A 23,261-nucleotide genomic window follows, 5' to 3' on the forward strand; every position below is an offset into this window, starting at 1 on the left:
ATGGAGGCGACGCTCCGCCCCTCTCCGGTGCTGGCCACGGTCGATTACGACCGGCCGGGCGTTCAGCACGGGTTCCTGCGCCTGCCCTATAGCCGCGACGACAGCGCCTGGGGGTCGGTCGTGATCCCGATCACCGTGATCCGCGGCGGCGAGGGGCCGACGGCGCTGTTGACCGGCGCCAACCACGGCGACGAATACGAGGGGCCGCTGGCGCTCTTCGACCTCGCGCAGACATTGCGCCCCGATGAGGTGGTGGGCCGGGTCATCATCGTCCCGGCGATGAACTATCCCGCGTTCCTGGCCGGCACCCGGACCTCACCCATCGACCGCGGCAACCTCAACCGCAGCTTTCCGGGCCGCCCGGACGGCAGCGTGACCGAAAAGATCGCGGACTACTTCCAGCGGGTGCTGCTGCCGCTGGCGGACGTGGTGCTCGACTTCCATTCAGGCGGCAAGACGCTGGATTTCCTGCCGTTCTGCGCGGCCCACATCCTGCCCGGCGAGGGGCCCGAGGTGCGCGCGCAAGAGGAACGGGCCTTCGCGCTGGTGCGCGCCTTCGCCGCGCCGTTCAGCGTGCGGATGCTCGAGATTGACGCGATCGGGATGTATGACACCGCCGCCGAAGAGATGGGCAAGGTATTCGTCACGACCGAGCTGGGGGGCGGCGGGACTGCGACGGCGCGCACGGTTCGGATCGCGCGCGAGGGTCTGCGCCGGGTGCTGGCCGCCGCCGGGGTGACCCGCGGCCCGGGCGCTCCCGCGCCCGCGCCGCTGCCGCCGACCCGCTGGCTCGACATGCCCGACGCGGACTGCTTCGTCTTCGCCGAGGACGGCGGGCTGGTCGAGTTCCTGGCCGATCTGGGCGACAGCGTGGCCGCCGGCGACCCGGTGGCGCGGCTGTGGCCGCTGGGCCGCACCGGCGTCGCCCCCTCCGAGCTGACGGCGGCGCGGGCGGGCGTGCTCTGCGCGCGCCACGTCCCCGGAATCGTCAAGCCCGGCGACTGCGTCGCGGTCCTCGCGGTCGAGGTCGCCGACGCCTCGCAGCTCGAGGGTCCGGGCCCGCGCGAGCTCGAGGGGGTGGTGCCATGACCGCGCTCGCGCTGAGTGACCCGACCCTTCTGCGGCGTGAGGGGTTGCTGGACGGACGCTGGCAGGGCGCCCCGCAGAGCTTCCCCGTCACCGACCCCGCGACCGGCTCGCGCGTGGCCGACGTCGCCCGGCTCGATGCCGACGCGGCCCGCACCGCGGTCGAGGCCGCCCATCGCGCCTTCGACGACTGGGCCTGGGCGCTGCCGCAGACCCGCGCGACCTTGCTGCGGCGCTGGTTCGACCAGATCACCGCGCACCGCGAGGACCTCGCCCTCATCATGGTGGCCGAGCAGGGCAAGCCTCTGTCAGAGGCGCGGGGCGAGATCGACTATGCCGCGAGCTTCGTCGAGTTCTACGCCGAAGAGGCGCGCCGCCCGAACATCGAAAGCGTCACCTCGCATCTTGCCACGGCCGAGATGGAGCTGTGGCGCGAGCCCGTGGGGGTGGCGGCGCTGGTCACGCCCTGGAACTTCCCCGCCGCGATGCTGACCCGCAAGGCGGCCGCGGCGCTGGCGGCGGGCTGCACGGTCGTGGCTCACCCCTCGGCCCAGACCCCGCTTTCGGCGCTGGCGCTCGCCGAACTGGCGCAGCGCGCGGGGTTTCCGCCGGGGCTCTTCAACGTCATTCCCGGAGACGCGGCCGAGATCGTCGGCGCATGGTCCGCGGCGCCGCGGGTCCGGGCGCTCAGCTTCACCGGCTCGACCGAGATCGGGCGGCTCATCTACCGCCAGTCCGCGGATACCGTGAAGCGGCTGGTGCTCGAACTCGGCGGGCACGCGCCCTTCCTTGTCTTCGCCGAGGCCGATCAGGAGCTTGCGGTGGCCGAGGCGATCAAGGCCAAGTTCGCCACCTCGGGGCAGGATTGCCTCGGCGCCAACCGCTTCCTGATCGAGCGCCCGGTCTATGACGCCTTCTGCACCGCCTTCACCGCCCGCGCCCGGGCGCTGACGCTGGGACCGGGGATGGCGGATTGCGACCTCGGGCCCTTGATGAACGAGGCCGCCGTGGCCAAGCAGGAGGCGCAGGTCGCCGACGCGCTCACCCGCGGGGCGCGGCTACTCTGCGGCGGTGCGCGGGATCCGCAGGGGCCGCTTTTCTACCCGGCGACGGTGCTGGCCGACGTGCCGCCCGACGCGCTGATCTTCCATGAGGAGACCTTCGGCCCGGTCGCGGCCCTCGCCCCCTTCGACACCGAGGACGAGGCGGTGCGGATCGCCAACGACACCGAATACGGGCTGGTGGCCTATCTGCACAGCCAGGACCCGCGCCGGATCTATCGCCTGACCCGGGCGCTCGACTTCGGCATGGTCGCGGTCAACCGCACCAAGGTCACCGGCCCGCCCATCCCCTTCGGCGGGATGAAGCAGTCCGGCCTCGGGCGCGAAGGCTCGCGCCACGGGCTCGAGGCCTTCACCGACATCAAATACGTCTGCCGCGACTGGTCGGACGGTTAGGAGGACCACATGCTGACGAATGACGAGCTGGCCCAGTGGGACCGCGAGGCGTTCATGCACCCCTCGACGCATCTGGGCCAGTTCGCCCGTGGCGAGGCGGCGCAGCGGATCATCCGCACCGGAGAGGGCAGCACCATCGTCGACCGCGACGGCAACCGGCTGCTCGACGGGTTCGCGGGGCTCTATTGCGTCAACGTGGGCTATGGCCGCCCCGAGATTGCCGAGGCGATCGCCGCGCAGGCCCGCGAGCTGGCCTATTACCACGCCTACGCCGGGCACGGGTCCGAGGCGGCGATCACGCTGGCGCGGATGGTGATGGACCGCGCGCCCGCCGGCATGGCGCGGGTCTATTTCGGCCTCTCGGGGTCGGACGCGAACGAGACCAACATCAAGCTCGTCTGGTACTACAACAACATCCTCGGCCGGCCCGAGAAGAAGAAGATCATCTCGCGCTGGCGCGGCTATCACGGCTCGGGGCTGATGACCGGCAGCCTGACGGGGCTCGAGCTGTTCCACCACAAGTTCGACCTGCCGCTCGGGCAGGTGATCCACACCGAGGCGCCCTATTACTACCGCCGTGCCGACACGGGCCTGACCGAGGCCGAGTTCACCGCCCATTGCGCCGCGGCGCTCGAGGCGCTGATCGCCCGCGAGGGGGCCGAGACCATCGCCGCCTTCATCGGCGAGCCGGTGCTCGGGACCGGGGGGATCGTGCCGCCGCCGGCGGGGTATTGGGACGCGATCCAGACGGTGCTCGCCCGCCACGACATCCTGCTGATCGCAGACGAGGTGGTGACGGGCTTCGGGCGGCTCGGGACGATGTTCGGGTCGGACCACTACGGGCTGCGCCCCGACCTGATCACCTGCGCCAAGGGGCTGACCTCGGCCTATGCGCCGCTCTCGGCCAGCATCGTGGGTCAGCGGGTCTGGGACGTGCTGATGCAGGGCACGGACGAGAACGGGGTGTTCGGCCACGGCTGGACCTACTCGGCCCACCCCATCGGCGCCGCGGCGGGCGTGGCCAACCTGCGGCTGATCGACGAGCTGGGGCTGGTCGGGAACGCCGCCCGGGTCGGCGGACATCTCACCGCCGCGATGCGCGCCGCGGTCGGCGACCACCCCCATGTCGGCGAGGTGCGGGGCGAGGGGATGCTCTGCGCGGTCGAGCTGGTCCGCGACCGCGACCCGCGCACCTTCTTCGCCGCCGACGAGGGCATCGGCGCCAAGGTCGTCGCCGCCATGCTGCGCCGCGGGGTGATCGCCCGGGCGATGCCGCAGGGCGACATCATCGGCCTCGCGCCTCCGCTGTGTCTGACCGAGGCCGAGGCCGACCGCATCGTCGCGGTGACGGCCGAGGCGATCGGCGAAATCCTCGGGGCTTAGCGTCTTTACGGCGGGACCGCGCTGCGGGGATTGGGGTCAGTTGAGAGGCGGCTCGCCAGACGAAAGCCGGTGAGCGCAGGCTTGAGAACGTACTCCGGCGCGTCGCAGGGACCGGCGCTACTGCGCCGGCCTCAGCCAAGTCACCCCCGACGCCCCCGCCCGCGCCAGCGTGGGGTCAAGCGACATGGCGATGTACTCCCCCCGCCGCCAGCGTTCGGCGAGGTCGTCGTAGTGGCGCGAGAGCGGGTGCCCGGACTGCCCGGTCGAGATCACGAAGACTGAGCTGTCCGGGTCGGCGAGGTCATAGACGCCGCGGAACCCCGCCCCGGTGACCGCCTGCCACGGGTCGGCCCCCTCGCCCAGCGTGCCGGCGCGCGCGAGGCTCGAGCCGTCGCCCGAGATCGACTGCACGAGGTTAACCACCCAGGCCACCCCCGGCATACGGCCGAGCGCCGGGTGCAGGTGGCGCGCGGCGTGGACGTCGCCCCAGCGCCAGCTCGTCACGTCGGGGCCGAAGCGGGCGGTCAGATCGACCAGCGCCGCGTCGAGCGCCCGGCGGGCGATGGTCGCGCAATCCTCGACCGGCGCCGACTGCACCACGTCGCACCACACCGCCGCGCCGCCGGTGTTGCGGAACACCCGGTCGATAAACGCCGGTCGTAGCCGCCCCGCGACCACGGGGGCGAGCGCCCCCAGCTCGTCATGCACCAGCCGGTCCTGCAGCGCAGCCATCCAGGCGGCGTAGATCAGCGGCTCGGGCAGGTGCTCGCCCATGTTGCCGTCCCACTCGGCAAGCAGGCCAAGCGCGTCCTGCCGCTGGCGTTCGGGCGTGCCGGGGGCCGCGGGCTCTCCGGTGAACCACAGGTCGGCGCCGACCAGCGGCAGCAGCGCGCGGGCCGCCGGGCTCACGGTGTCGAGCTGGGCATCGATGAAGCTGTCGCGCGAGTGGATCTCGCGCGCCGCGAGCAGGCGGCGCAGGCGCGCGAGGCGCAGCGGGTCGTCGCGGTCGAAGCCGAGCGCGAGCGGGCCGGTGGCCGGGGCCAACGCGGGAGCGGCCGCCGCCGGCGCGGCGGGTTGCGCGGGTGCAGGCTGGGCAGTGTTCGGTGTTGCGGGTGCGGGGGCGGCCCCGCCAGCCGCGGTGGCCGGTGCAGCGGCCATCGCGGCGCCGCCGGTGGCCGTGCCCGCGCCCGGTGCGCCGATTGCGCCGATGGGCACAGCCGTCGCACTCCCACCGGGCGCCGCCGCACCCGGTGCAGCCGCGCCCGCGGCCACGGCGCTGCCGGGGATTTCCCCCCCGGTCGCGGCCACAAGCCCCTGCGCGGGCTGCGTCTCGCGTCGCGGGTCACCCGGGGGCACCAGCCCCTGCCACGTCGTGCGGGGATCGCTGCCCGGGGCCGGCATCCGCCCGCCGGTCGGGTGATCGCCGCGGATCGGGATCGCCCCGGCCAGCACCTGCGCCACCCCGGCCTTGTCGGCCAGCGTGACCTCGACCGCGGGGGCCACCACCGCCTCGACCGCGCGGCGGGCGGCGGCACGGTCCGGGGCGGCCATCAGCGCCACGAGCGCGCTCATCGTCCCGTCGTCGGTGGCAAGCCCCGTCCAGCGCAGCGCCGGGACGAAGCCCGCGGGCGTGACCGAAGCGAGCCCCAGATGCGCCGGCGGGATCACTGGCCCGGCCAGCGATTCGCGCAGCGTGATGCGGCGCGGCTCGGCGTCGCGCACCCGGATGATCTCGTGCGTGGTGACGAAGTCGCGCCAGCCGCCGGGACCGAGATAGCGGTCGGGGGCGCCGGGCTGCACCTCCTCCATCACCAGGTCCTGGTCGTCGATCGCCGCCGGGGTCAGCCCCCAGGCGAGCGTCGGGTTGCGGCCCGAGAGCACCGCCGGGATGCCCGGGATGGTGCCACCGATCACGCTGCCCGCGCGCAGGTCCATCCGGGCGAGGTACCACAGCGACGGTGCCGTCAGCGCCACATGGGGGTCGTTGGCGAGGATCGGGGCGCCCGCCGCGGTGCGCTCGGCCACGGCGGCGAAGGCGTTGGCCGAGGTGCCCTCGAACAGCGGCACATAGCCCAGCAACCGCGCGGCCCAGGCGGCCGCGGCATCGCCCGGACCCGCCGGGCGCGCGGCGTCGCCCCGCGCCCCCTCGGCCCCGCCGGGGGCCAGCGGCTGGAACAGCGCGCCCTCGCCGAAGAGCGCGGCATAGGCGGGCAACGGCGGCTCACCCGCTGCGCCGACGAGGTCCGCGGCGCGCTCGGGGACGGCGAGCGACACCTGCGCCCGCTCGATTTCGGCCACCGCCTGCGTGGTGGCGCCGGCCGCGATCAGCTTGAGGATGGCGAGCGAATCCGCCGGCTGCCAATAGGTGATGTCACCGGGCAGCAGGAAGAACTCGGGCGCGCCGCGGCCGCGGGCGCCGCTGTTGACCTGCTCGACCCAGGCGTTGACCCCGTCGGCATAGGCCGCAAGCGCCGCCTGCGTCGTCTCATCCTGCGCGGCGAGCGAGGCCTGCGCCGTGCGCCACAGCCCGAGCCGGCGGGCGAGGTCGTCGCCGGCATAGGCGCGGGCGCCGAACAGCTCGGCCAGCCGCCCCTGCGCGGCGCGGCGCAGCACGACCATCTGGAACAGCCGGTCCTGCGCATGGGCGAGCCCGAGCGCGAAGAACGCGTCGTGGTCGGTCTGGGCGAGGATATGCGGCACCCCTTCGGTGGTGCGCACGATCTCGACCGGCTGCTCGATCCCGGCGAGGTCGAAGCTCTCGTCATAGCCCGGCAGCGAGCGGACGGCGAAATACCAGACCAGCGCCACGGCCGCGACAAGCCCGAGGATCAGCCCGATCGTCAGCCGGACGAGCCAGCGAAACAGCGTCAGCATGGTGGGGGGCTGGTCCTTGGAAGCGTCGGCAGGCCGGTTGACCGTCCCGCGGGGGCGATGGAATGTGGCCTTGCTGATAGGCCAGCCGGCGCGGGTTTTCAACGCGCGAGGGGCGGGCGGCGCGCAGACGGGCAATCGGGGGGACGGCATGGCACGGGTGGCATTTCTGGGGCTTGGGGTGATGGTGTTCCCGATGGCCGGGCATCTGGCGGCGGCGGGGCACGAGGTCACGGTCTACAACCGCACCCCCGCCCGCGCCGCCGACTGGGCCGCCCGCCACACCGGCCGCACCGCCCCCACCCCGCGCGCGGCGGCCGAGGGCGCCGAGGTGGTCATGGCTTGTGTCGGCAACGACGACGACCTGCGAGCGGTCTGCCTCGGCCCCGAGGGCGCCTTTGCGGGCATGGCCGCGGGGGCGCTCTTCGTCGATCACACCACCGTCTCGGCCAAGGTCACGCGCGAACTGGCCGAGGCCGCGCGCGCCGCGGGGCTGGGCTTCGTCGATGCCCCCGTCTCGGGCGGGCAGGCGGGGGCCGAGACCGGCCAGCTTTCGATCATGTGCGGCGGCACGCCCGAGCATTACGCGCGGGCCGAGCCGGTGATCGCCGCTTATGCCCGGATCTGCCGGCGGATGGGCGACAGCGGCGCGGGGCAGCTGACCAAGATGGCCAACCAGATCGCCATCGCGGGGCTGGTACAGGGCCTCGCCGAATCGCTGAACTTCGCCGAGCGAGCCGGGCTCTCGATCCCCGAGGTGGTCGAGGTGATCAGCCAGGGCGCCGCCGGCAGCTGGCAGATGGTGAACCGCCACAAGGCGATGGCCGAGGGGGCCTTTGACTTCGGCTTCGCGGTTGACTGGATGCGCAAGGACCTGGGCATCTGCCTCGACACCGCGGACGAGACCGGGGCCAGCCTGCCGGTCACGGCGCTGGTGGACCAGTTCTACAAGGAGGTGCAGGCGATGGGCGGCGGGCGCTGGGACACCTCATCGCTGATCGCGCGGCTGAGGCGGTGACGATCCCCGCCCATCAGCGACCGCTGATCCACCGCGCCGCGGGCCCGGCCGACCCCGCCTGGTTCGAGCGCCGCTTTGGCGCCAACGGCTGGACCGGCGCTTGGCGCGATGGCGTCTATGCGCGCCACCACTACCACGCGACGACGCACGAGGTGCTGGGCTGCTACGCGGGCACCGCCCGGCTGCAACTCGGCGGCCCCGCGGGCGAGGTCCACGACATCGCCGCCGGCGACGTGGTGGTGATCCCGGCCGGGCTGGCCCATTGCAACCTGCGCTCGAGCGCGGATTTCGCGGTGGTGGGCGCCTATCCGGGCGGGGTGTCGCCCGATCTGCGGGACGGCGCGGGCGATGCGGAGGTCGCGCTGCACCGGCCCGTGCGCGATCCGGTTCTGGGCGCAGGCGCCGGGTTTGCGGCGGATGCCGCACCCGTCTCGCGCGGCTGAAGGGTGGAGGGCGAATGGCGGGCCCGGAAGGGCTCGAACCCTCAACCTGCCGATTAGAAGTCGGCTGCTCTATCCAGTTGAGCTACGGGCCCGCGCTGCCGTTTTCTCTGCGGCAAATGCCGCGCGCGTGCAAGGGACAGGCCGGGGCGACCAGCGGCCCCGGGCCGCGCGGTCAGATCGCCCGCGTCATGAAGACGCTCATCGGATCGGGGCGATAATCCCCGAAGGGCGGGCACTCAGCGAACCCGGCGCGGGCGTAGAGCGCGCGGGCGGGCGCAAAGCTCGGCTGCGCGCCGGTCTCGAGCGACAGGCGCGCGAGTCCCATTTCCCGCCCGGCCTCGACCAGATGCGTGACCATCAGCGCGGCGAGGCCGCGGCCGCGCGCCTCGTCGAGGACGTGCATCGACTTGATCTCGCCGTGCCCTGCGCCGATCCGCTTGATCGCCCCCATCGCCAGCGGCTGCCCGGCGTCGCGCAGCACGAACAGCGCCACGCCCTCGGCCGCGAGCCCGGCGCGGTCCATCATGTGGATCGACTCGGGCGGCGTGTCGGCGTGGCAGAAGGCGTGATGGCGCTCGAAGAGCAGCCCGAGGTCGGGGGTCAGCGGATCCTCGCGCCCGACCGTCAGGCGGTCGTCGGCCGCGGCAGAGGTCAGTGGGTCCACGGTGCCCGCCGGTCGGTGGCGAAGTTCTCGCCGTAGCCACGCGGGCGGACGTTCGGGGCGCGCTTGTTCGGCTCGACCACCACGTAGTCCAGGTCGTTGGCCTTGGCGTAGGCCTCGGCCTCGGCGCGGGTGGCGAAGCGCAGGCGGACCTGCGACTGGGTGTCGCCGCTCGACGTCCAGCCCATCAGCGGGTCGATCGCCCGGGGGGCGTCCTGCGGAAACTCCAGCACCCAGCCGCGGGTGCGGGCGGTGCCCGACTGCATCGCGTTGCGGGCAGGCTGGAAGATGCGGACGCGCATGGGAAACGACCCTTCGGGCTACAGGCTTGCGTCCGTCTTGTGCCGCAGCCGCGCGCCGGGATCAAGCGGGCGGATCGGGGCGCGCGGTCGGGCGGCGGGAACGCGGGCGGCGTCCTCGCGTTGAGCCCTGCCACCGTCATCGAGAGGATACGCCCATGACCCGCCCCCATGCCGCGACCCGCGCCGAGACCCTCCCCGCCCCGCGGATGCTTGGCGCGCTGATGCTCGGCGCCGCGCTCGCGCTCGTCCCAGTGTTTGCCCATGCCCAAGCGCCCGCGGCCCCGGCCGCGACGACCGAAGCGGCCGCCGCGACCCAGCAGGCCGCCGCCACGCTCAAGGGCGTGGACGGGGCCGAGATGGGCAGCGTAACGCTCTCCGACACGCCCTCGGGGTCGCTGCATGTCATCCTGCACCTCGCCAAGCTGCCGGATGGCCCGCATGCGATCCACATCCATGAGACCGGCAAATGCGAAGGGCCGGACTTCAAGTCGGCCGGCGGGCACCTCGCCGGGGGCAAGCAGCACGGCGCGCTGCACCCCGAGGGGATGCACGCGGGCGACCTGCCCAACATCGATTCGGCCGGCGGCGGGCCGATCAATCAGGAGTTCTTCCTCGAAGGCGTGAAGCTCGCCGACGTGATGGACGCCGACGGCGGCAGCTTCATCGTGCACGCGGACGCCGACGACTACGTCTCGCAGCCGGCCGGCAATGCCGGCGACCGCATCGCCTGCGGCGTGTTCGAGGCGACGGCCGGCACCAACTGACCGAGGCGCCCGCGCGCCTGAGGGCCGTCCCGTCATGGGGCGGCCCTTCGGCTTGCAAACACCCGTCGCGACCCCCACCCTTCTGGGCGTTCCCCCGCAAGGTCCCGTCATGGCTCACAACAACACCAACGCCCCGATGCCGCTGCTTCTGACCCCGTCGAAGCCGCGCGAGAAGCTCGAGGGCGGGCGCCGCTTCGTCATGCACAGCGAGTTCCAGCCCGCGGGCGACCAGCCGACCGCCATCGTCGAGCTGACCGCGGGCGTGCGCGCGGGTGAGCGCGATCAGGTGCTGCTGGGCGCGACCGGCACCGGCAAGACCTTCACCATGGCCAAGGTGATCGAGGAAACCCAGCGCCCGGCGATCATCCTCGCCCCGAACAAGACATTGGCCGCCCAACTTTACGGCGAGTTCAAGGGCTTCTTCCCCGAGAACGCGGTCGAGTACTTCGTCAGCTACTACGACTACTACCAGCCCGAGGCCTACGTCCCGCGCTCGGACACCTACATCGAGAAGGAATCGCAGATCAACGAGGCCATCGACCGGATGCGCCACTCGGCCACCCGCGCGCTCTTGGAGCGGGACGACGTGATCATCGTGGCCTCGGTGAGCTGCATCTACGGCATCGGCTCGGTCGAGACCTACTCGGCCATGACCCAGGATATGGTCGTGGGGCAGAGCTACGACCAGCGCCAGTTCATCGGCGAGCTGGTGGCGCAGCAGTACAAGCGCCTCGACACCGCCTTCCAGCGCGGCGCCTTCCGCGTCCGCGGCGATCTGGTCGAGGTGTGGCCCGCCCACCTCGAGGACCGCGCCTGGCGGTTTTCCTTCTTCGGCAACGAGCTCGAGAGCATCACCGAATTCGACCCGCTGACCGGCGCGAAAGAGGCCGAGTACAAGCAGATCCGCATCTACGCCAACAGCCACTACGTCACCCCGCGGCCGACATTGCAGCAGGCGATCAAGGGGATACGCATCGAACTTGAGAACCGGCTGAAACAGCTCACCGACGAGGGCAAGCTGCTCGAGGCGCAGCGGCTGGAACAGCGCACCAACTTCGACCTCGAGATGCTCGAGGCGACGGGCGTCTGCAACGGGATCGAGAACTACTCGCGCTATCTGACCGGCCGCGCGCCGGGCGAGCCGCCGCCGACGCTGTTCGAGTTCATCCCCGACAACGCCATCGTCTTCGCCGACGAATCCCACGTCAGCGTGCCGCAGATCGGCGGCATGTATCGCGGCGACTTCCGGCGCAAGTTCACGCTGGCCGAGCACGGCTTCCGCCTGCCGTCCTGCATGGACAACCGCCCGCTCAAGTTCGAGGAATGGGACGCGATGCGGCCGCAGTCGGTATTCGTCTCGGCCACCCCCGCGGATTGGGAGCTGGACCAGACCGGCGGCGTCTTCACCGAGCAGGTGATCCGCCCGACCGGCCTGCTGGACCCGGTGATCGAGATCCGGCCGGTGGAAACCCAGGTGGACGATTTGCTGGACGAGGTGCGCAAGGTCAGCGCGCAGGGCTATCGGACCCTGGTCACGACGCTGACCAAGCGCATGGCCGAGGACCTGACCGAGTACCTGCACGAGCAGGGCATCCGCGTGCGTTACATGCACAGCGACATCGACACGATCGAGCGGATCGAGATCCTGCGCGACCTGCGCCTCGGCGCCTATGACGTGCTGGTCGGGATCAACCTGCTGCGCGAGGGGCTCGACATCCCCGAATGCGGGCTGGTGGCGATCCTCGACGCCGACAAGGAGGGGTTCCTGCGCTCGGAAACCTCGCTGATCCAGACGATCGGCCGGGCGGCGCGGAACGTGGACGGGCGGGTGATCCTCTATGCCGACCACATCACCGGCAGCATGGAACGCGCCATGGCCGAGACCGAGCGGCGGCGCGCCAAGCAGATGGCCTATAACGAGGAACACGGCATCACCCCGCAGACCGTCCGCAAGAACGTCGAGGATGTGCTCGCGGGTCTCTGGCAGGGCGACACCGATCAGGCGCGGATCACGACCAAGGTCGAGAAGCCCCTGGTCGGCGGCAACCTCGCCGCCCATCTCGACGCGCTGCGGGTGCAGATGCGCAAGGCCGCCGAGAACCTCGAGTTCGAGGAGGCCGCGCGGCTGAGGGATGAGGTCAAGCGGCTGGAAGCGGTCGAGCTGACCATCGCCGACGACCCGCTCGCCCGCCAACAGGCGGTCGAGGAGGCCGCCGAGGCGGCGGTGGCGGCGTCGGGGCGCTCGACCGCCGGCCGGGCGGGCCAGCGCGGCGGCAACAAGCGCAGCAAGCGGCGGGGCTGAGGCGCCGCGGCGGTCGCCTCAGCGCCGGGCGAGGAACGAGCCGCGCCCGGGCGTCGGGTCGGGAATGTCCTCGATGGTGGTGAACTTGCACTCGTCCAGCATGTCGCGGACGCAGGCCCGCGTCGGGAACCACTTGCGGATGTGGTGCACCCCCTCGGCCGGCGGCTTGAAGTGGATGAAGCTGCCCTCGCCGTCGTGCAGCGTCGTCTCGAGCCACAGCAGGTCCGAGGCCCTGGCGATCCGTTCCAGATCGTGGAACGGGTGGCGCAGGTGGTAGAGCAGCCCGAGGCAGAGGATCGCGTCGTAGCGCTCGCCCTCGGCGATGGCGTTGACGTCGCCCACCCGGGTCCAGATCCGGTCCTGCGTGCCCGTCGCCTGGGCGGCGAAGCGCAGGCGCTTGATCATCGCGCCCCAGAAGTCCTGGGCGAGCACATGGGCGCCGCGGCGCGCCATCTCAATGGCGAAGAACCCGTCGGCCGAGCCGAGGTCCAGCACCCGCATCCCGGTCATGTCGGCGGGCAGCACGTCCTCATAGACGTGCCAGCGGCGCAGCGGGTGATCGGCCGGCTGCGGGCCGACGCTCGGGGCGATGGCGCGGGTCTCGACACCGGGGGACAGGCGGATGTTGTGAAACCAGGGCCCGAGCGCGGTGACCTGCGCCCGCAGCGCCTCGTCGTCGAGCGGCGCGTCGAGCGACGGGATGGCGGTCGCCCCGGCGATGTCGCTGAAATCGGCCCGGTGCGGTGCGGGATCCTGTGCCGCGGCGGGCGTGGTGTCTGGGTCGATGGTGGTCTCGGTCATCTGCTGCGCTCGCGCTCATCCCCGGCCGGTGCGGCCATGAGGGATTTGTGTGGCCCGGCCCGCGGCGAGAGTCGAGAGGTCAGCGCGGCCTGTGGCACCCGACGCCAGTGCAGATTTCGCAGCCCGGCGGCTCAGCCCGCCCGCAACGTCCGCGCCCCGGCGCCGCCGGCGTGGGACATGACCTCATCGGCGAGCGCCGCGATCTCGTCGCGGGCCGGGCCCTTCGGGCCCTCGGCCACCGCGCTGCCCTGCCCCAGCGTCTCGGCATAGGCGACGCGGTTGGCCACCGTCGTCTCGGCCACATCGACGCCGAGCGCCGCGGCCCCCGCGGCGACCTCGGCCCCAAGGCGGGTGTTGGGGCGCACCCGGTTCAGCACGATCAGCACCGGCCGCTTCTCGCGTTGGGCAAGGTCCAGCACCCCTTCGGTCGCCCACAAATCCACCTGGCTCGACGCGACCGGGACCACGATCAGGTCCGCGATCCGCAGCGCCGGGCGCAGGTCGCTCTCGATCTTCGGGGGCGTGTCGATCAGCACCACGTCGAAGCGGCGCTTGAGTTTCTCGCCCTCGTAGCTCGCCCCCCAGGCCGACGAGGTCGTGAACTCGAGCCCCTCGTCCTCGCCCACCCGGTCCAGCCGCTCGATGAACCAGCGCCCGAGGCTGCCCTGCGGGTCGGTGTCGAGCACCGCCACGCGCAGACCCTGGCGGCGCAGCACGATGGCGAGGTTGACGGTGAGCGTGGTCTTGCCGGACCCGCCCTTCTGCTGGGCGACGGTGATGATGCGTCCGGTCATCTGGCTTCCCCTGGCCGTACTGCCTTGGAAAGGACGTCGCACGGGCGGCCGGGAAGGGCAAGGCTGCGCGGCCCCGCGCGCCGTCGGCCCGGGCGCTGCGGCCGCGCGCTGCCCGCCGGGTCGGCAGCGGTCAATAGACCGAGGCAACCTCGTACATCACCGGCTCGAAGCTGCGGCACATGGTGTGGATGACGCGGTTGCGCTCGCGCATCTCTGGGGTGCGCAGCATCGCTTGGTAGTCCTTGCGGTCGGACCACTGCGAATAGGTGGCGATCCGGGTCTGGGCGTCGTTCAGATGCACCGCGGCGGCGATGAACCCGGCCTGGCGCGAGATCACCGCGGCATAGGCGTCGTTCAGCGCGTCGAGCACGTCCTGCGCCGTGCCCGGGGTCACGTCGAAGGTGCAGATCACCGTCTGGCCGACGGCGTCGGTGCTGATCTGGGGCATCGCGGGCTCCTTTTTCGCCTAAGGCTGTCCTGGGCCTCAGTCTGCCACGGGTGCCGGCACCGGGCCACCCCCTCGCGCCACCCCGCGGGGCCGGGTCCCGGGCCGGTGCGCGCGGCCTTGCATCGCCCGGCGCGGGGTGAAACACCTCGACCGCCCAGCCCTGACCTGCCCGAGGAGAGGCCCATGATCCCGGTGTTCGACGGCCACAACGACTATCTGCAACGCGCCGTGGCCGCGGGGCCGGACGGCCCGGCGCTGTGGCTGAACGGCGACGGGACCGGCCACATGGACCTGCCGCGGCTCAGGCGCGGCGGCATGGCGGGCGGGTTCTTCGCCATGTGGATCCCCGACCCGGGGACCGGCGACATCGAGGCGCTGCTGAAGGCGAAGGAGAATCCGCCCTTCGACCTGCCTCTGCCCGACCCCGTCCCCGCCGCCACCGCACTGCCGCAGGCCTTCGCCCAGGCCGCAGCGCTGTTCGCGCTCGAGCGGACCGGGACGCTGTCGGTCTGCCGCAGCGCAGCCGACATCCGCGCGGCGATGGACGCCGGGCGGATCGCGGCGATCCTGCACATGGAGGGCGCCGAGGCGATCCCGAGCCTCGACGCGCTGCATCTGTGGCACGGGCTGGGGATGCGCTCGCTGGGCTTCGTCTGGTCGCGGCCGACCGATTATGCGACCGGCGTGCCCTTCGCCTTCCCCTCGTCGCCCGACCGCGGCGACGGGCTGACGGCGGCCGGCAAGGCGCTGGTGCGCGAGTGCAACGCGCTCAAGATCATGATCGACCTGTCGCATCTGAACGAGAAGGGCTGCGACGACGTGGCGGCGCTGTCGGATGCGCCGCTGGTCGCAACCCACTCGGGCGTGCACGCGATCTCGGCCAGCTCGCGCAACCTGACCGACCGCCAGCTCCGCCAGATCGCCGACAGCGGCGGGGTGGTGGGGCTGAACTACAACACCGGCTTCCTGCGCCCCGACGGCCGGCGCGAGCGCTTCGCGGGGTTCGACCTGCTGCTGCGCCACCTCGACCACCTGCTCGGGATCCTCGGCGAGGGGGGCGTGGCGCTGGGATCTGACTTCGACGGGGCGGTGATGCCCGCCGACCTCGGCGACGCGGCGGCGCTGCCCGGGCTGGTCGCGGCGATGGAGGCGCATGGCTACGGCCGCGCCCTGACCGAGCGCATCGCCTGGCGCAACTGGGTCGATGTGCTGGAGCGGACCTGGGGCGGCTGAGACCTCCCCCATCCCGCGCCGCCTCTCTTGCGGGCCCCAAGCTTGCTCGCCCCCGCGTCATTCTCCTTGATGAAAATATCCCCGCCGGAGGCATGACCCGGCGCCGCGGCGCGGCCGGTCGAGCGGGGCGGGGCTGGATGGCCAGCGCGGGATGGACGGCGCAGGACAGTACGGGCGCGGGACAGGACGGCGCAGGACAGCACAGACCGGGTGGGGCGCGCTTGGTGCCGGCTGAGGGATTTGAACCCCCGACCCCCTGATTACAAATCAGACGCTCTACCACTGAGCTAAGCCGGCGCCGCCCCGAGATAGGACCAGCGGGGCCGCGGCGCAAGCGCGGTCAGCCGCGCCCCCGGCCGAGGTTGGTGCGGGCCAGCAGCGCCACCGCCACCAGCCCCACCGCCATCACCAGAAGCGCGGCGGGGGCGGCGTTGCCCAGATCCTCGAGGCTCGCCTTTTCATGCACCCGCGTGGCGAGGGTCTCGTAGTTGAAGGGCCGCAACAGAAGCGTCGCCGGCAGCTCCTTGGTGCAGTCCACGAACACCACCAGCAGCGCCGAGGCGACCGAGCCGCGCATCAGCGGCACGTAGAGATCGCGCAGCACGCCGCCCGCGTCGCGCCCGAGGGAGCGCGCCGCCATCGGCAGCGACGGCGGCACCCGGGTGAAGGCCGCGTCGAGCGCCCCCTGCCCGAGCGCGAAGAACCGCACGACATAGGCCACGATGATGGCGAACCCGGTCCCGGTCAGCAGCAGCCCGGGGTCCCGCCCGGTCAGCGCCTCGATCGCATCGGCGACCCGGTGGTCGAGCGCTGCGAGCGGAAAGAGGATGCCCACCGCCAGCACCGCGCCGGGGGCGGCGTAGCCGATGGTCGTGACCGGCAGAAGCAGCCGCGGCAGGCGCAGCCCCGACAGCCGCACCCCGTAGACCATGAACATCGCCGCCAGCACCGTGACCACCGCCGCCCCGCCGCCCAGCGTCAGCGTGTGGCTGAGCGCCTTGGCCAGCCCCGGCCCGAACCAGCCCTGCGGATAGGCGATGGCGTAATGCCCGATCACCGCCACCGGCAGCACGAATCCGACGAGGAACGGCGCGAGGCAGGCAAGCGTCGCCGCCGCCCCCGCGAGGCCCGTGAGGCGCGTGCGGATCACCGGACGGGGATGGCGGGCGCTCTGGTGATAGCGCGCCCGCCGCCGCCCCGCCCGCTCGAGCAGCATGATCAGCGCGACGAGCCCCAGGATCACCAGCGCGATCTGCGCCGCCCCGCCGGCGTTCTGGCCCTCGAGCCAGGTGGTGAAGATGCCGGTGTTGAGCGTCTGGACGCCGAAATAGCTGACCACGCCGTAGTCCGCGACCGACTCCATCATCGCGATCGCGGCGCCCGCGACGATGGCGGGCCGCGCCAGCGGCAGGCCCACCCGGCGGAACAGCCCCCAGCCGCCGGTGCCAAGCGCGCGCGCGGCCTCGTAGGCCGAGGCGGATTGCTCGAGCCACGCGGCGCGGGCCAGCAGGTAGACATAGGGGTAGAGCGAGGCGGCCAGCACCACCATCGCCGCCTCGATCGAGCGGATGCGCGGGAACCAGTAGTCGCGGGCCGAGGCATAGCCCATCGCCTCGCGCAGCGCCGTCTGCACCGGGCCGGAATAGTCGAGGAAATCCGCGAGCGCATAGGCGCCGATATAGGCCGGCACGGCCAGCGGCATGAGCAGCATCCACTCGAGCGCGCGGCGGCCGGGGAACTGGAACATGGTGACGAGCCAGGCCGCCCCGGCCCCCGTCGCCGCCGCCATCAGCCCGGTCCCGAGCGCAAGGATCAGCGTGTTGGTCAGGTAGCGCGGCAGGGTGGTGGCGATCAGGTGCGGCCAGATGTTGTCGGTCGGGTTCAGCGCCATGACCGCGACCGCCACGACCGGCGCCAGCACGAGGGCGGCGATGGCCAGCGCTCCGAGCGACCAGCCGATCCCGGCGCCGTGCCGCAGCTCCTGCACCGCGCGGCGGGCGGCGGGTGCGGGTGCGGGGGCGGGCCCCGGCGGGGGGACGGGCGCGGGCGGACGCGGGGGGGCAGCGGCTGCGGGCATCGTGGGCTCACCCTGTCGAGGACGGCGACCGGGTCGGGCGCCTTGGGGGAACGTCGCGGGGACGTCAACGGGACCGGCCCGCGACGCCGAAGGGACGGCCCCGGCTATCGCAAAGCGGTTTGACTGTCCACGCCGCGCCGCTAAGTTGCGGCCCGCAGCGGCGCGCGAACCGCCCGCCTGCCCCATCCGCCACGCCCGTCCCGCTTGGGGCAGCCCGCCCGAGGAGCCCCAGATGCAGGTCGCCATCCACTTCGGCACCCACGGCACCGAGCCCGAGCGGATGATCCGCACGCTGATGGAGAACCGCGACTGGCTGCTCGGTGCGGGCGTCGAGGTGGTGCCGCCCGGCAGGTACAAGGGGGTGCTCGACGAATCGCTCAGCTCGCTCAAGGGCGGCGAGGCGCCGCCGGCGATGGAAGAGGTGATCTACGACGCGCTGCTCGAATCCGACCAGGTGCGGCGGATGGTGCTGAGCCAGGCCTCGCTGATCGGATCGCCCGCGCGCTGCCTCTCGGACCGCGGCTTCTTCGCCGCCGCCGGCGGTCGGATCCGGGCGGTGGCCGCGCTCTTCCCCTCGGCCGAGGTCGAGGTGTCGCTGGCGATCCGCAACCCGGCGCTGCAGATCCCGCATCTGATCGAGCGGATCGGCGAGCCCTACGACAAGGTGATGCCCGGCGTGGACCCGCGCAGCCTGCGCTGGGGCCCGGCGATGCAGGCGATCGTCGCGGCCTTCCCCGGCCGCCGGGTGATCGTCTGGTGCTACGAGGACACGCCGCTGATCTGGCCCGAGGCGGTGCGGCGCATCGCCCGGATGCCGGCCGACGTGCCGCTGAAATCGGGCCTTGCGGTGCTGGGCGAGCTCTTGCCGCCCGAGGGCATGACCGAGCTGCGCGATGCGCTGTCGGCGGCCGGCCGGCTGACGGTCGAGGCGCGGCGCAAGATCTTTGCCGAGATGCTGGGCCGGCACGCCCGCCCCGAGGCGGTGCTGGAGACGGTCACCCTGCCCGGCTGGACGCAGGACCTCGTGGACGAGATGACCGACCTCTACGAGGAAGACGTGGCGATGATCGCGGCCCTGCCGGGGGTGGAGTTCCTCGCCCCCTGAGTCTGGGGCTGATCCCGAAAACCGGCCGGGGGCGGCGGTCGGGCGTGTCCGGCGCGCGACGGAAGGCCGAGCCGTCGGACGTCGCCGGGCGTCCGTCGAGCGGCCGACAAACGGCCGCCCGCCCGGCCCGCCGTCACATCCCCAGCGCGGCCTTGTACATCTCGAGGATCGCCTCTTCCTCGGCCACGTCGTCCTTGTCGCGCTTCCGCAGCGCGATGACCTTGCGCATCACCTTGGTGTCGTAGCCGCGCGCCTTGGCCTCGGCCATCAGCTCTTTCTGCCGCTCGGCGATGTCGGCCTTTTCGGCGTCGAGCTGTTCGAACTGTTCGATGAACTGGCGCAGCTCGCCGGCTGCGATGCCGTAAGCCTGGTCGTCGCTCATGGGGCCTCCTCGGGGGCTGGCGGTTGAGGCGCCGTTCCTAGGCCGTCTTGCCGCCCCGCGCAATCGCCGCTAGGGCCGGGCGGATGAGTGGGGCCAACGGCAAGGGGGACGCGCGATGACGGTCTGGGACGTGCTGATCTGGGGCGGCGCAGGGCTGGCGGCACTAGGTCTGGCCGGGATCGTCTGGTGCATCGCCGCGGTGCTGGGCGCCCGCCGCCGGGCGCTGGACGACGCCGCCATGCGGGCCGTTATGCGCCGGGTGGTGGCGGTGAACATGGCCGCGCTGGCAGCGTCGATGCTGGGGCTGATGGCGGTGGTGCTGGGGATCATGCTCGGCCGCTGAGCCGGGCCCGCGCCGGCGCCCGCGGTGACATTCGCAACACCGAATATATCTTTGCGCAGATCCTGGAGACGATGGAGGGGCGCGATGCCGCTGGACTGGATGATGGGGCTCGCCGGCGGGCTGATGATCGGCCTGGCCGCGGCGGTGTTCCTGCTCGGCACGGGCCGGATCATGGGCGCGAGCGGGCTGATCGCGGGCGTGCTGACGCCCGGCGACGGCGCAACGCCGTGGATCGAGCGGGCGCTGTTCGTGCTGGGCCTCGTCGGCGCGCCGGCGCTGCTGGTGGCGACGGGCGCGGGCCACGGGGTCGCGCCGCTCTTGGGCCTGCCGGTGCTGGTCGTGGCAGGGCTGCTGGTCGGCTTCGGCTCGCGGCTCGCCAACGGCTGCACCTCGGGGCACGGCGTCTGCGGCGTCTCGCGGCTGGCGCCGCGGGGGCTCGCCGCGACCTTCACCTATCTCGGCTTCGGCGTCGTCGGCGTGCTGATCGGCCGGGCGCTCGGGGTCGCGCCATGATCGCGCTGCGGCTGATCCTGCCGCTTCTCTGCGGCGCGCTGTTCGGGGCCGGGCTGCTGGTCGCGGGGATGACCGACCCGGCCAAGGTGCGCGGCTTCCTCGACCCGTTCGGGGCCTGGGACCCGACGCTTGCCTTCGTCATGGGCGGTGCGGTGGCGGCGATGGCCGTGGCCTGGCGGGTGGCGGGGCGGATGACCCGTGCCGCGACCGGCGCACCGCTGCCCGGCCCCGCATCCCGGCGGCTGGACGCGCCGCTCTTCGTCGGGTCGGCGCTGTTCGGGCTCGGCTGGGGGCTGGCGGGCTACTGCCCCGGCCCCGCAGCCGCCTCGGCGCTGATCGCGCCCTGGCCGTTCCTCGCCTTCCTGGCCGCCATGCTGGCCGGCATGGCCGCCGCGCGGCTGGTCCGGTGAGGGTCCTGATCCAGCGCGTGACCGGAGCCGAGGTCACGGTCGCGGGCCGCTCGGTCGGCCGGATCGGCCCGGGGCTGCTGGTGCTGGTCTGCGCGATGGCGGGCGACGATGCGGGCACCGCCGAGCGACTGGCGGGCCGCGTGGCGCGGCTGCGGATCTTCCGCGACGCGGCCGACAAGATGAACCGCTCGGTGCAGGACGTGGGCGGGGCGGTATTGGTCGTCAGCCAGTTCACCCTGGCCGCCGACACGCGGACCGGGAACCGCCCCGGCTTCTCGACCGCCGCCCCGCCGGCCGAGGGCGAGCGGCTCTACCTCCACTTCGCCGAAGCGCTCCGCGGGCTGGGCCTGCCGGTTCAGACCGGGGAGTTCGGCGCGGACATGAAGGTTTCGCTGTTCAATGACGGGCCGGTGACGATCTGGATGGACAGCGCCGACCGCGACCGCGCCTAGTCGCCGACCAGCGCGCGGGCGACCTTCTCGATCCCGACCGGCGCCGCGCGCGCTGGCGCGATCCGCGGTGCGGCCTCAAGCGCGGTGCGGACGTCATAGGCCGCCGCGCTCGTCTCGGCCTCCAGCGCCGCCCACGACAGCGGCACCGCGACCGTGGCCCCGGCCCGCGCGCGGCAGGAAAACGGCGCGATGGCCGTGGCTTGCGTGTCGTTCCTTAGCCAGTCGATAAAGATTTTCCCCTCGCGCCTGGCCTTGGACATCACCGCCACGTAACGCTCGGGCGCCTCGGCGGCGAGCAGATACGCGAAGCTGCGGGCGAAGAGCTTGACGACCTCCCACCCCGCGGTGCGACGCAGGTCGCCGACGACGTGGATGCCCTTGCCGCCGGTGAGCATCGGCCAGGTCGGCAAACCCAGCGCAGCAAGCCGGTCGCGCAGGTCGAAGGCCGCGGCCTTCACCTCGGCGAAGCCCAGCCCCTCGTCGGGGTCGAGGTCGAAGACGATCCGGTCGGGCCGGTCCGGCCGGTCGCGCAGCACCCCGCGGATGTGGTATTCGACGACCCCCATCTGCGCCCCCGCGACCAGCCCCGCGGCCGAGGTGACATAGAGCGCCGGCTCGTCCTCGCCCGGCAGATCGGTCTGGGCGATCTGGGCGGGAAACCCCTTGCCGGCGTGCTTCTGGAAGAAGCTCTGCCCGCCCATCCCCTCGGGCAGCCGCACCAGCGACAGGGGCCGGTTGGCGCAATGCGCCAGCATCCGCGGGGCGGCGGCGGCGTAGTATTCGGCCAGCTCGCCCTTGGTGACGCCCGGCTCGGGGAAGATCACCCGGTCGGGGTTGGTGATGGTGACGCCCGCCACCTTGCGCCCGGCCGTCACCCGCTCGACCCGGACGACGGGCGGTTCAGGTGGCGCGGGGGGCGCCATCTTGTCCTCGCGCAGGCCCTGAAAGCTCGCGTGACGCAGGATGCCGCCGGTGGTCTCCTCGGCATAGCGGACCTCGGCCATCAGCGCCGGCTCGACCCAGGTCACGCCGCGGGTTTCGCTGCGCGGCACCGCGGCGGGGGCGGTCTTGCGGGTCAGTGGCGCCATGCGCGCGGCGAGGTCCGCCTGCACCTCGCCCGAGAACCCGGTGCCGACCCGGCCGCGGTAGCGCCAGCCGTCGCCCTCGGGGCTGGCCAGCAGCAGCGAGGCGAAGGGCCGCCCGGGGCTGTCGGATTTCGCCCAGCCGATGACGGCAAAGGCGGTCCGCCGGTCGCACTTGATCTTGCGCCACGAATCGCTGCGCCCGGCGCGATAGAGGCTGGCCGCGCGTTTCGAGACGATCCCCTCGCCCCCCGCCGCGCAGATCGCGCCGAGCGCCGCCGCGCCGTCGCCGGGCAGCGCCACCGACATCTGCAGGATCCCCAGCGGCGGCTGGTCGCCGAGCAGCGCCGCAAGCGCCGCGCGGCGCGCGGTCAGCGGCTCGCGGCGCAGGCTGGCACCGTCGAGTTCCAGCAGGTCGAAGGCCACGTAGCCGAACGGCCCGCCGTCGGTGATCGCCTGTTGCAGCGCGGCGAAGCCCTGCGCCCCGGCGCCCGCGACGATCTCGCCGTCGATCAGCGCCGAACGGGCGGGCAGGCTTGCCAGCACCGGCACCAGCGGCGCGAAGCGGTCGGTCCAGTCGAGCCCGTTGCGGGTGCGGATCACCGGCCCGCCGCGGCCCAGATGGACGAGCCCGCGGTAGCCGTCGATCTTCACCTCATGCAGCCAGTCGTCGCCCTCGAGCGGGTCGGTGACCAACTTGGCCAGCATCGGCTCGGCCGGTTTCGGCAGCGCCAGCGGCTCCGCCGGTCCGGGCGGCACCGCCTTCGCCCCCGAAGCGATGGCGGCGAAGTCACGGCCCGAAGAAATACTGGTGGTGTAGCGCGCCACCGGGTCGGGCTGGTGGGCGGCGGCATCCTCGGCCTTGACCATCAGCCAGTTCTCGCGGCCCTTGTCGGCCGGCTTGCCCTTGATCCGCACGAGGTCCCAGAGCCCGGTCAGCCGCCGCCCGTAAAGCTGGAAGCGCAGGTGCCCCTTGGTCAGGCCGCGGGCGGCATCCTCGACCGGGCGCCAGTGGCCGATGTCCCACAGCATCACCGTGCCGGCGCCGTACTCGCCCCTGGGGATCGTCCCCTCGAAGGTCAGGTAGGGCAGCGGATGATCCTCGGTCCGCACGGCGAGGCGCTTGTCGGCGGGATCGAGCGAGGGGCCGCGGGTCACCGCCCAGCTCAGCAGTACCCCCTCCCACTCGAGCCGCAGGTCCCAGTGCAGGCGGGTCGCGTCGTGGTTCTGCATCGAATAGCGCAGCGCCCCGCCCGAGGGGGTGCCGGGCTCGAACGGCTCGGGCGTCTTCGCGGGGTCGCGCTTGGCGGCGTAGGGCGCGAGGCGGTCCAATC

The 23,261-nt window shown here is 72.8% G+C and carries 22 protein-coding genes and 2 tRNA genes; 13 read left to right on the forward strand and 11 right to left on the reverse strand.

Annotated elements, in window-relative coordinates:
* The 3 genes from doeB to BLW17_RS12325 are packed head-to-tail and all read left to right on the forward strand — an operon-like array spanning position 1 to position 3,926.
* Complete coding sequence (doeB, locus tag BLW17_RS12315) at positions 1–1,089, forward strand: N(2)-acetyl-L-2,4-diaminobutanoate deacetylase DoeB (protein ID WP_052176558.1); 1,089 nt, start codon at positions 1–3, stop codon at positions 1,087–1,089.
* Positions 1,086–2,543, forward strand: a complete 1,458-nt coding sequence (locus BLW17_RS12320) for an NAD-dependent succinate-semialdehyde dehydrogenase (protein ID WP_036735595.1) — start codon at positions 1,086–1,088, stop codon at positions 2,541–2,543. The genes doeB and BLW17_RS12320 overlap by 4 nt, the downstream gene beginning before the upstream one ends.
* A 9-nt stretch (positions 2,544–2,552) precedes the next feature.
* Complete coding sequence (locus BLW17_RS12325; RefSeq protein ID WP_036735598.1) at positions 2,553–3,926, forward strand: aminotransferase; 1,374 nt, start codon at positions 2,553–2,555, stop codon at positions 3,924–3,926.
* 117 nt (positions 3,927–4,043) lie between these two features.
* Here BLW17_RS12325 and BLW17_RS12330 read toward each other — a convergent pair whose 3' ends face one another.
* On the reverse strand, positions 4,044–6,800 hold the full coding sequence (locus BLW17_RS12330) for a penicillin acylase family protein (protein ID WP_036735600.1): 2,757 nt from the start codon (positions 6,798–6,800) through the stop codon (positions 4,044–4,046).
* Between the two features lie 148 nt (positions 6,801–6,948).
* Between BLW17_RS12330 and BLW17_RS12335 the strand changes: the two genes are divergently transcribed.
* Positions 6,949–7,815 (forward strand): NAD(P)-dependent oxidoreductase, encoded by an 867-nt coding sequence (locus BLW17_RS12335; protein ID WP_074826711.1) that lies wholly within the window; start codon positions 6,949–6,951, stop codon positions 7,813–7,815.
* Complete coding sequence (locus BLW17_RS12340) at positions 7,812–8,258, forward strand: cupin domain-containing protein (protein ID WP_052176688.1); 447 nt, start codon at positions 7,812–7,814, stop codon at positions 8,256–8,258. The genes BLW17_RS12335 and BLW17_RS12340 overlap by 4 nt, the downstream gene beginning before the upstream one ends.
* Before the next feature lie 15 nt (positions 8,259–8,273).
* Here the strand turns inward: BLW17_RS12340 and BLW17_RS12345 are convergent.
* The 3 genes from BLW17_RS12345 to BLW17_RS12355 all read right to left on the reverse strand — a co-directional run bounded on the left by BLW17_RS12345 (position 8,274) and on the right by BLW17_RS12355 (position 9,221).
* Positions 8,274–8,350 (reverse strand) — tRNA-Arg (locus tag BLW17_RS12345).
* Between the two features lie 80 nt (positions 8,351–8,430).
* Positions 8,431–8,922: a GNAT family N-acetyltransferase gene (locus BLW17_RS12350; RefSeq protein ID WP_231572862.1), complete on the reverse strand. Its 492-nt coding sequence runs from the start codon at positions 8,920–8,922 to the stop codon at positions 8,431–8,433.
* The gene (locus BLW17_RS12355) at positions 8,910–9,221 is read right to left on the reverse strand and encodes an ETC complex I subunit (RefSeq protein WP_036705758.1); all 312 of its coding nucleotides are present in this window, start codon (positions 9,219–9,221) and stop codon (positions 8,910–8,912) included. The genes BLW17_RS12350 and BLW17_RS12355 overlap by 13 nt, the downstream gene beginning before the upstream one ends.
* Positions 9,222–9,376: 155 nt before the next feature.
* On the opposite strand from BLW17_RS12355, the gene BLW17_RS12360 reads away from it, so the two are divergent.
* Together BLW17_RS12360 and uvrB are read left to right on the forward strand one after the other, a co-directional pair.
* The gene (locus BLW17_RS12360; protein WP_083388371.1) at positions 9,377–9,985 is read left to right on the forward strand and encodes a superoxide dismutase family protein; all 609 of its coding nucleotides are present in this window, start codon (positions 9,377–9,379) and stop codon (positions 9,983–9,985) included.
* 109 nt (positions 9,986–10,094) lie between these two features.
* Complete coding sequence (gene uvrB / locus BLW17_RS12365) at positions 10,095–12,287, forward strand: excinuclease ABC subunit UvrB (RefSeq protein WP_052176602.1); 2,193 nt, start codon at positions 10,095–10,097, stop codon at positions 12,285–12,287.
* A gap of 18 nt (positions 12,288–12,305) precedes the next feature.
* Here the strand turns inward: uvrB and BLW17_RS12370 are convergent, their stop codons facing one another.
* The 3 genes from BLW17_RS12370 to BLW17_RS12380 form a co-directional block, all read right to left on the reverse strand.
* Positions 12,306–13,088, reverse strand: a complete 783-nt coding sequence (locus BLW17_RS12370; RefSeq protein ID WP_052176603.1) for a methyltransferase domain-containing protein — start codon at positions 13,086–13,088, stop codon at positions 12,306–12,308.
* A 131-nt stretch (positions 13,089–13,219) separates the two neighbouring features.
* On the reverse strand, positions 13,220–13,882 hold the full coding sequence (gene parA / locus BLW17_RS12375; protein ID WP_052176604.1) for a ParA family partition ATPase: 663 nt from the start codon (positions 13,880–13,882) through the stop codon (positions 13,220–13,222).
* 130 nt (positions 13,883–14,012) lie between these two features.
* Positions 14,013–14,330, reverse strand: coding sequence for an antibiotic biosynthesis monooxygenase family protein (locus tag BLW17_RS12380; protein ID WP_036712503.1), 318 nt, complete (start codon positions 14,328–14,330; stop codon positions 14,013–14,015).
* Between the two features lie 183 nt (positions 14,331–14,513).
* Here BLW17_RS12380 and BLW17_RS12385 point away from each other — a divergent pair, with 183 nt between their 5' ends.
* The gene (locus BLW17_RS12385) at positions 14,514–15,563 is read left to right on the forward strand and encodes a dipeptidase (protein ID WP_036736078.1); all 1,050 of its coding nucleotides are present in this window, start codon (positions 14,514–14,516) and stop codon (positions 15,561–15,563) included.
* 222 nt (positions 15,564–15,785) lie between these two features.
* On the opposite strand, the gene BLW17_RS12390 is transcribed toward BLW17_RS12385, so the two are convergent.
* Positions 15,786–15,860: transfer RNA gene (locus BLW17_RS12390), tRNA-Thr, on the reverse strand.
* Positions 15,861–15,903: 43 nt separating this feature from the next.
* Positions 15,904–17,640 carry an ABC transporter permease gene (locus BLW17_RS12395; protein ID WP_083388372.1) on the reverse strand — a complete coding sequence of 579 codons (1,737 nt, stop codon included), beginning with the start codon at positions 17,638–17,640 and terminating at the stop codon, positions 15,904–15,906.
* Between the two features lie 232 nt (positions 17,641–17,872).
* Here BLW17_RS12395 and BLW17_RS12400 point away from each other — a divergent pair, with 232 nt between their 5' ends.
* Positions 17,873–18,745 (forward strand): hypothetical protein, encoded by an 873-nt coding sequence (locus BLW17_RS12400; RefSeq protein WP_036735515.1) that lies wholly within the window; start codon positions 17,873–17,875, stop codon positions 18,743–18,745.
* Between the two features lie 133 nt (positions 18,746–18,878).
* Here BLW17_RS12400 and BLW17_RS12405 read toward each other — a convergent pair whose 3' ends face one another.
* The gene (locus BLW17_RS12405; protein ID WP_036704162.1) at positions 18,879–19,127 is read right to left on the reverse strand and encodes a DUF2312 domain-containing protein; all 249 of its coding nucleotides are present in this window, start codon (positions 19,125–19,127) and stop codon (positions 18,879–18,881) included.
* Between the two features lie 115 nt (positions 19,128–19,242).
* Here BLW17_RS12405 and BLW17_RS12410 point away from each other — a divergent pair, with 115 nt between their 5' ends.
* From BLW17_RS12410 to dtd, 4 genes are read left to right on the forward strand one after another with little or no spacing between them, the layout of a single operon-like run.
* Positions 19,243–19,470 carry a hypothetical protein gene (locus BLW17_RS12410; protein WP_036704164.1) on the forward strand — a complete coding sequence of 76 codons (228 nt, stop codon included), beginning with the start codon at positions 19,243–19,245 and terminating at the stop codon, positions 19,468–19,470.
* A gap of 24 nt (positions 19,471–19,494) precedes the next feature.
* Positions 19,495–19,983 (forward strand): YeeE/YedE family protein, encoded by a 489-nt coding sequence (locus tag BLW17_RS12415; protein ID WP_414811505.1) that lies wholly within the window; start codon positions 19,495–19,497, stop codon positions 19,981–19,983.
* Complete coding sequence (locus BLW17_RS12420; protein ID WP_036735511.1) at positions 19,980–20,393, forward strand: DUF6691 family protein; 414 nt, start codon at positions 19,980–19,982, stop codon at positions 20,391–20,393. Before BLW17_RS12415 ends, BLW17_RS12420 begins: the two co-directional genes overlap by 4 nt.
* Entirely contained in the window at positions 20,390–20,845 is a 456-nt protein-coding gene (dtd, locus tag BLW17_RS12425) for a D-aminoacyl-tRNA deacylase (RefSeq protein ID WP_036735509.1), read from the forward strand. The genes BLW17_RS12420 and dtd overlap by 4 nt, the downstream gene beginning before the upstream one ends.
* Here dtd and ligD read toward each other — a convergent pair.
* Positions 20,842–23,259, reverse strand: a complete 2,418-nt coding sequence (ligD, locus tag BLW17_RS12430) for a DNA ligase D (protein ID WP_036735507.1) — start codon at positions 23,257–23,259, stop codon at positions 20,842–20,844. The two genes, dtd and ligD, sit on opposite strands and share 4 nt — an antisense overlap.
* Between the last annotated feature and the right edge of the window lie 2 nt (positions 23,260–23,261).

This window comes from Paracoccus sanguinis (genome assembly GCF_900106665.1).
Lineage (GTDB): Bacteria > Pseudomonadota > Alphaproteobacteria > Rhodobacterales > Rhodobacteraceae > Paracoccus > Paracoccus panacisoli.

Coding starts and splice junctions, on each gene's coding strand:
- doeB (WP_052176558.1), top strand. CDS start 1: ATGGAGGCGACGCTCCGCCCCTCTCCGGTGCTGGCCACGGTCGATTAC.
- BLW17_RS12320 (WP_036735595.1), top strand. CDS start 1,086: ATGACCGCGCTCGCGCTGAGTGACCCGACCCTTCTGCGGCGTGAGGGG.
- BLW17_RS12325 (WP_036735598.1), top strand. CDS start 2,553: ATGCTGACGAATGACGAGCTGGCCCAGTGGGACCGCGAGGCGTTCATG.
- BLW17_RS12330 (WP_036735600.1), bottom strand. CDS start 6,800: ATGCTGACGCTGTTTCGCTGGCTCGTCCGGCTGACGATCGGGCTGATC.
- BLW17_RS12335 (WP_074826711.1), top strand. CDS start 6,949: ATGGCACGGGTGGCATTTCTGGGGCTTGGGGTGATGGTGTTCCCGATG.
- BLW17_RS12355 (WP_036705758.1), bottom strand. CDS start 9,221: ATGCGCGTCCGCATCTTCCAGCCTGCCCGCAACGCGATGCAGTCGGGC.
- BLW17_RS12360 (WP_083388371.1), top strand. CDS start 9,377: ATGACCCGCCCCCATGCCGCGACCCGCGCCGAGACCCTCCCCGCCCCG.
- uvrB (WP_052176602.1), top strand. CDS start 10,095: ATGGCTCACAACAACACCAACGCCCCGATGCCGCTGCTTCTGACCCCG.
- BLW17_RS12370 (WP_052176603.1), bottom strand. CDS start 13,088: ATGACCGAGACCACCATCGACCCAGACACCACGCCCGCCGCGGCACAG.
- parA (WP_052176604.1), bottom strand. CDS start 13,882: ATGACCGGACGCATCATCACCGTCGCCCAGCAGAAGGGCGGGTCCGGC.
- BLW17_RS12380 (WP_036712503.1), bottom strand. CDS start 14,330: ATGCCCCAGATCAGCACCGACGCCGTCGGCCAGACGGTGATCTGCACC.
- BLW17_RS12385 (WP_036736078.1), top strand. CDS start 14,514: ATGATCCCGGTGTTCGACGGCCACAACGACTATCTGCAACGCGCCGTG.
- BLW17_RS12395 (WP_083388372.1), bottom strand. CDS start 17,640: ATGCCCGCAGCCGCTGCCCCCCCGCGTCCGCCCGCGCCCGTCCCCCCG.
- BLW17_RS12400 (WP_036735515.1), top strand. CDS start 17,873: ATGCAGGTCGCCATCCACTTCGGCACCCACGGCACCGAGCCCGAGCGG.
- BLW17_RS12405 (WP_036704162.1), bottom strand. CDS start 19,127: ATGAGCGACGACCAGGCTTACGGCATCGCAGCCGGCGAGCTGCGCCAG.
- BLW17_RS12410 (WP_036704164.1), top strand. CDS start 19,243: ATGACGGTCTGGGACGTGCTGATCTGGGGCGGCGCAGGGCTGGCGGCA.
- BLW17_RS12420 (WP_036735511.1), top strand. CDS start 19,980: ATGATCGCGCTGCGGCTGATCCTGCCGCTTCTCTGCGGCGCGCTGTTC.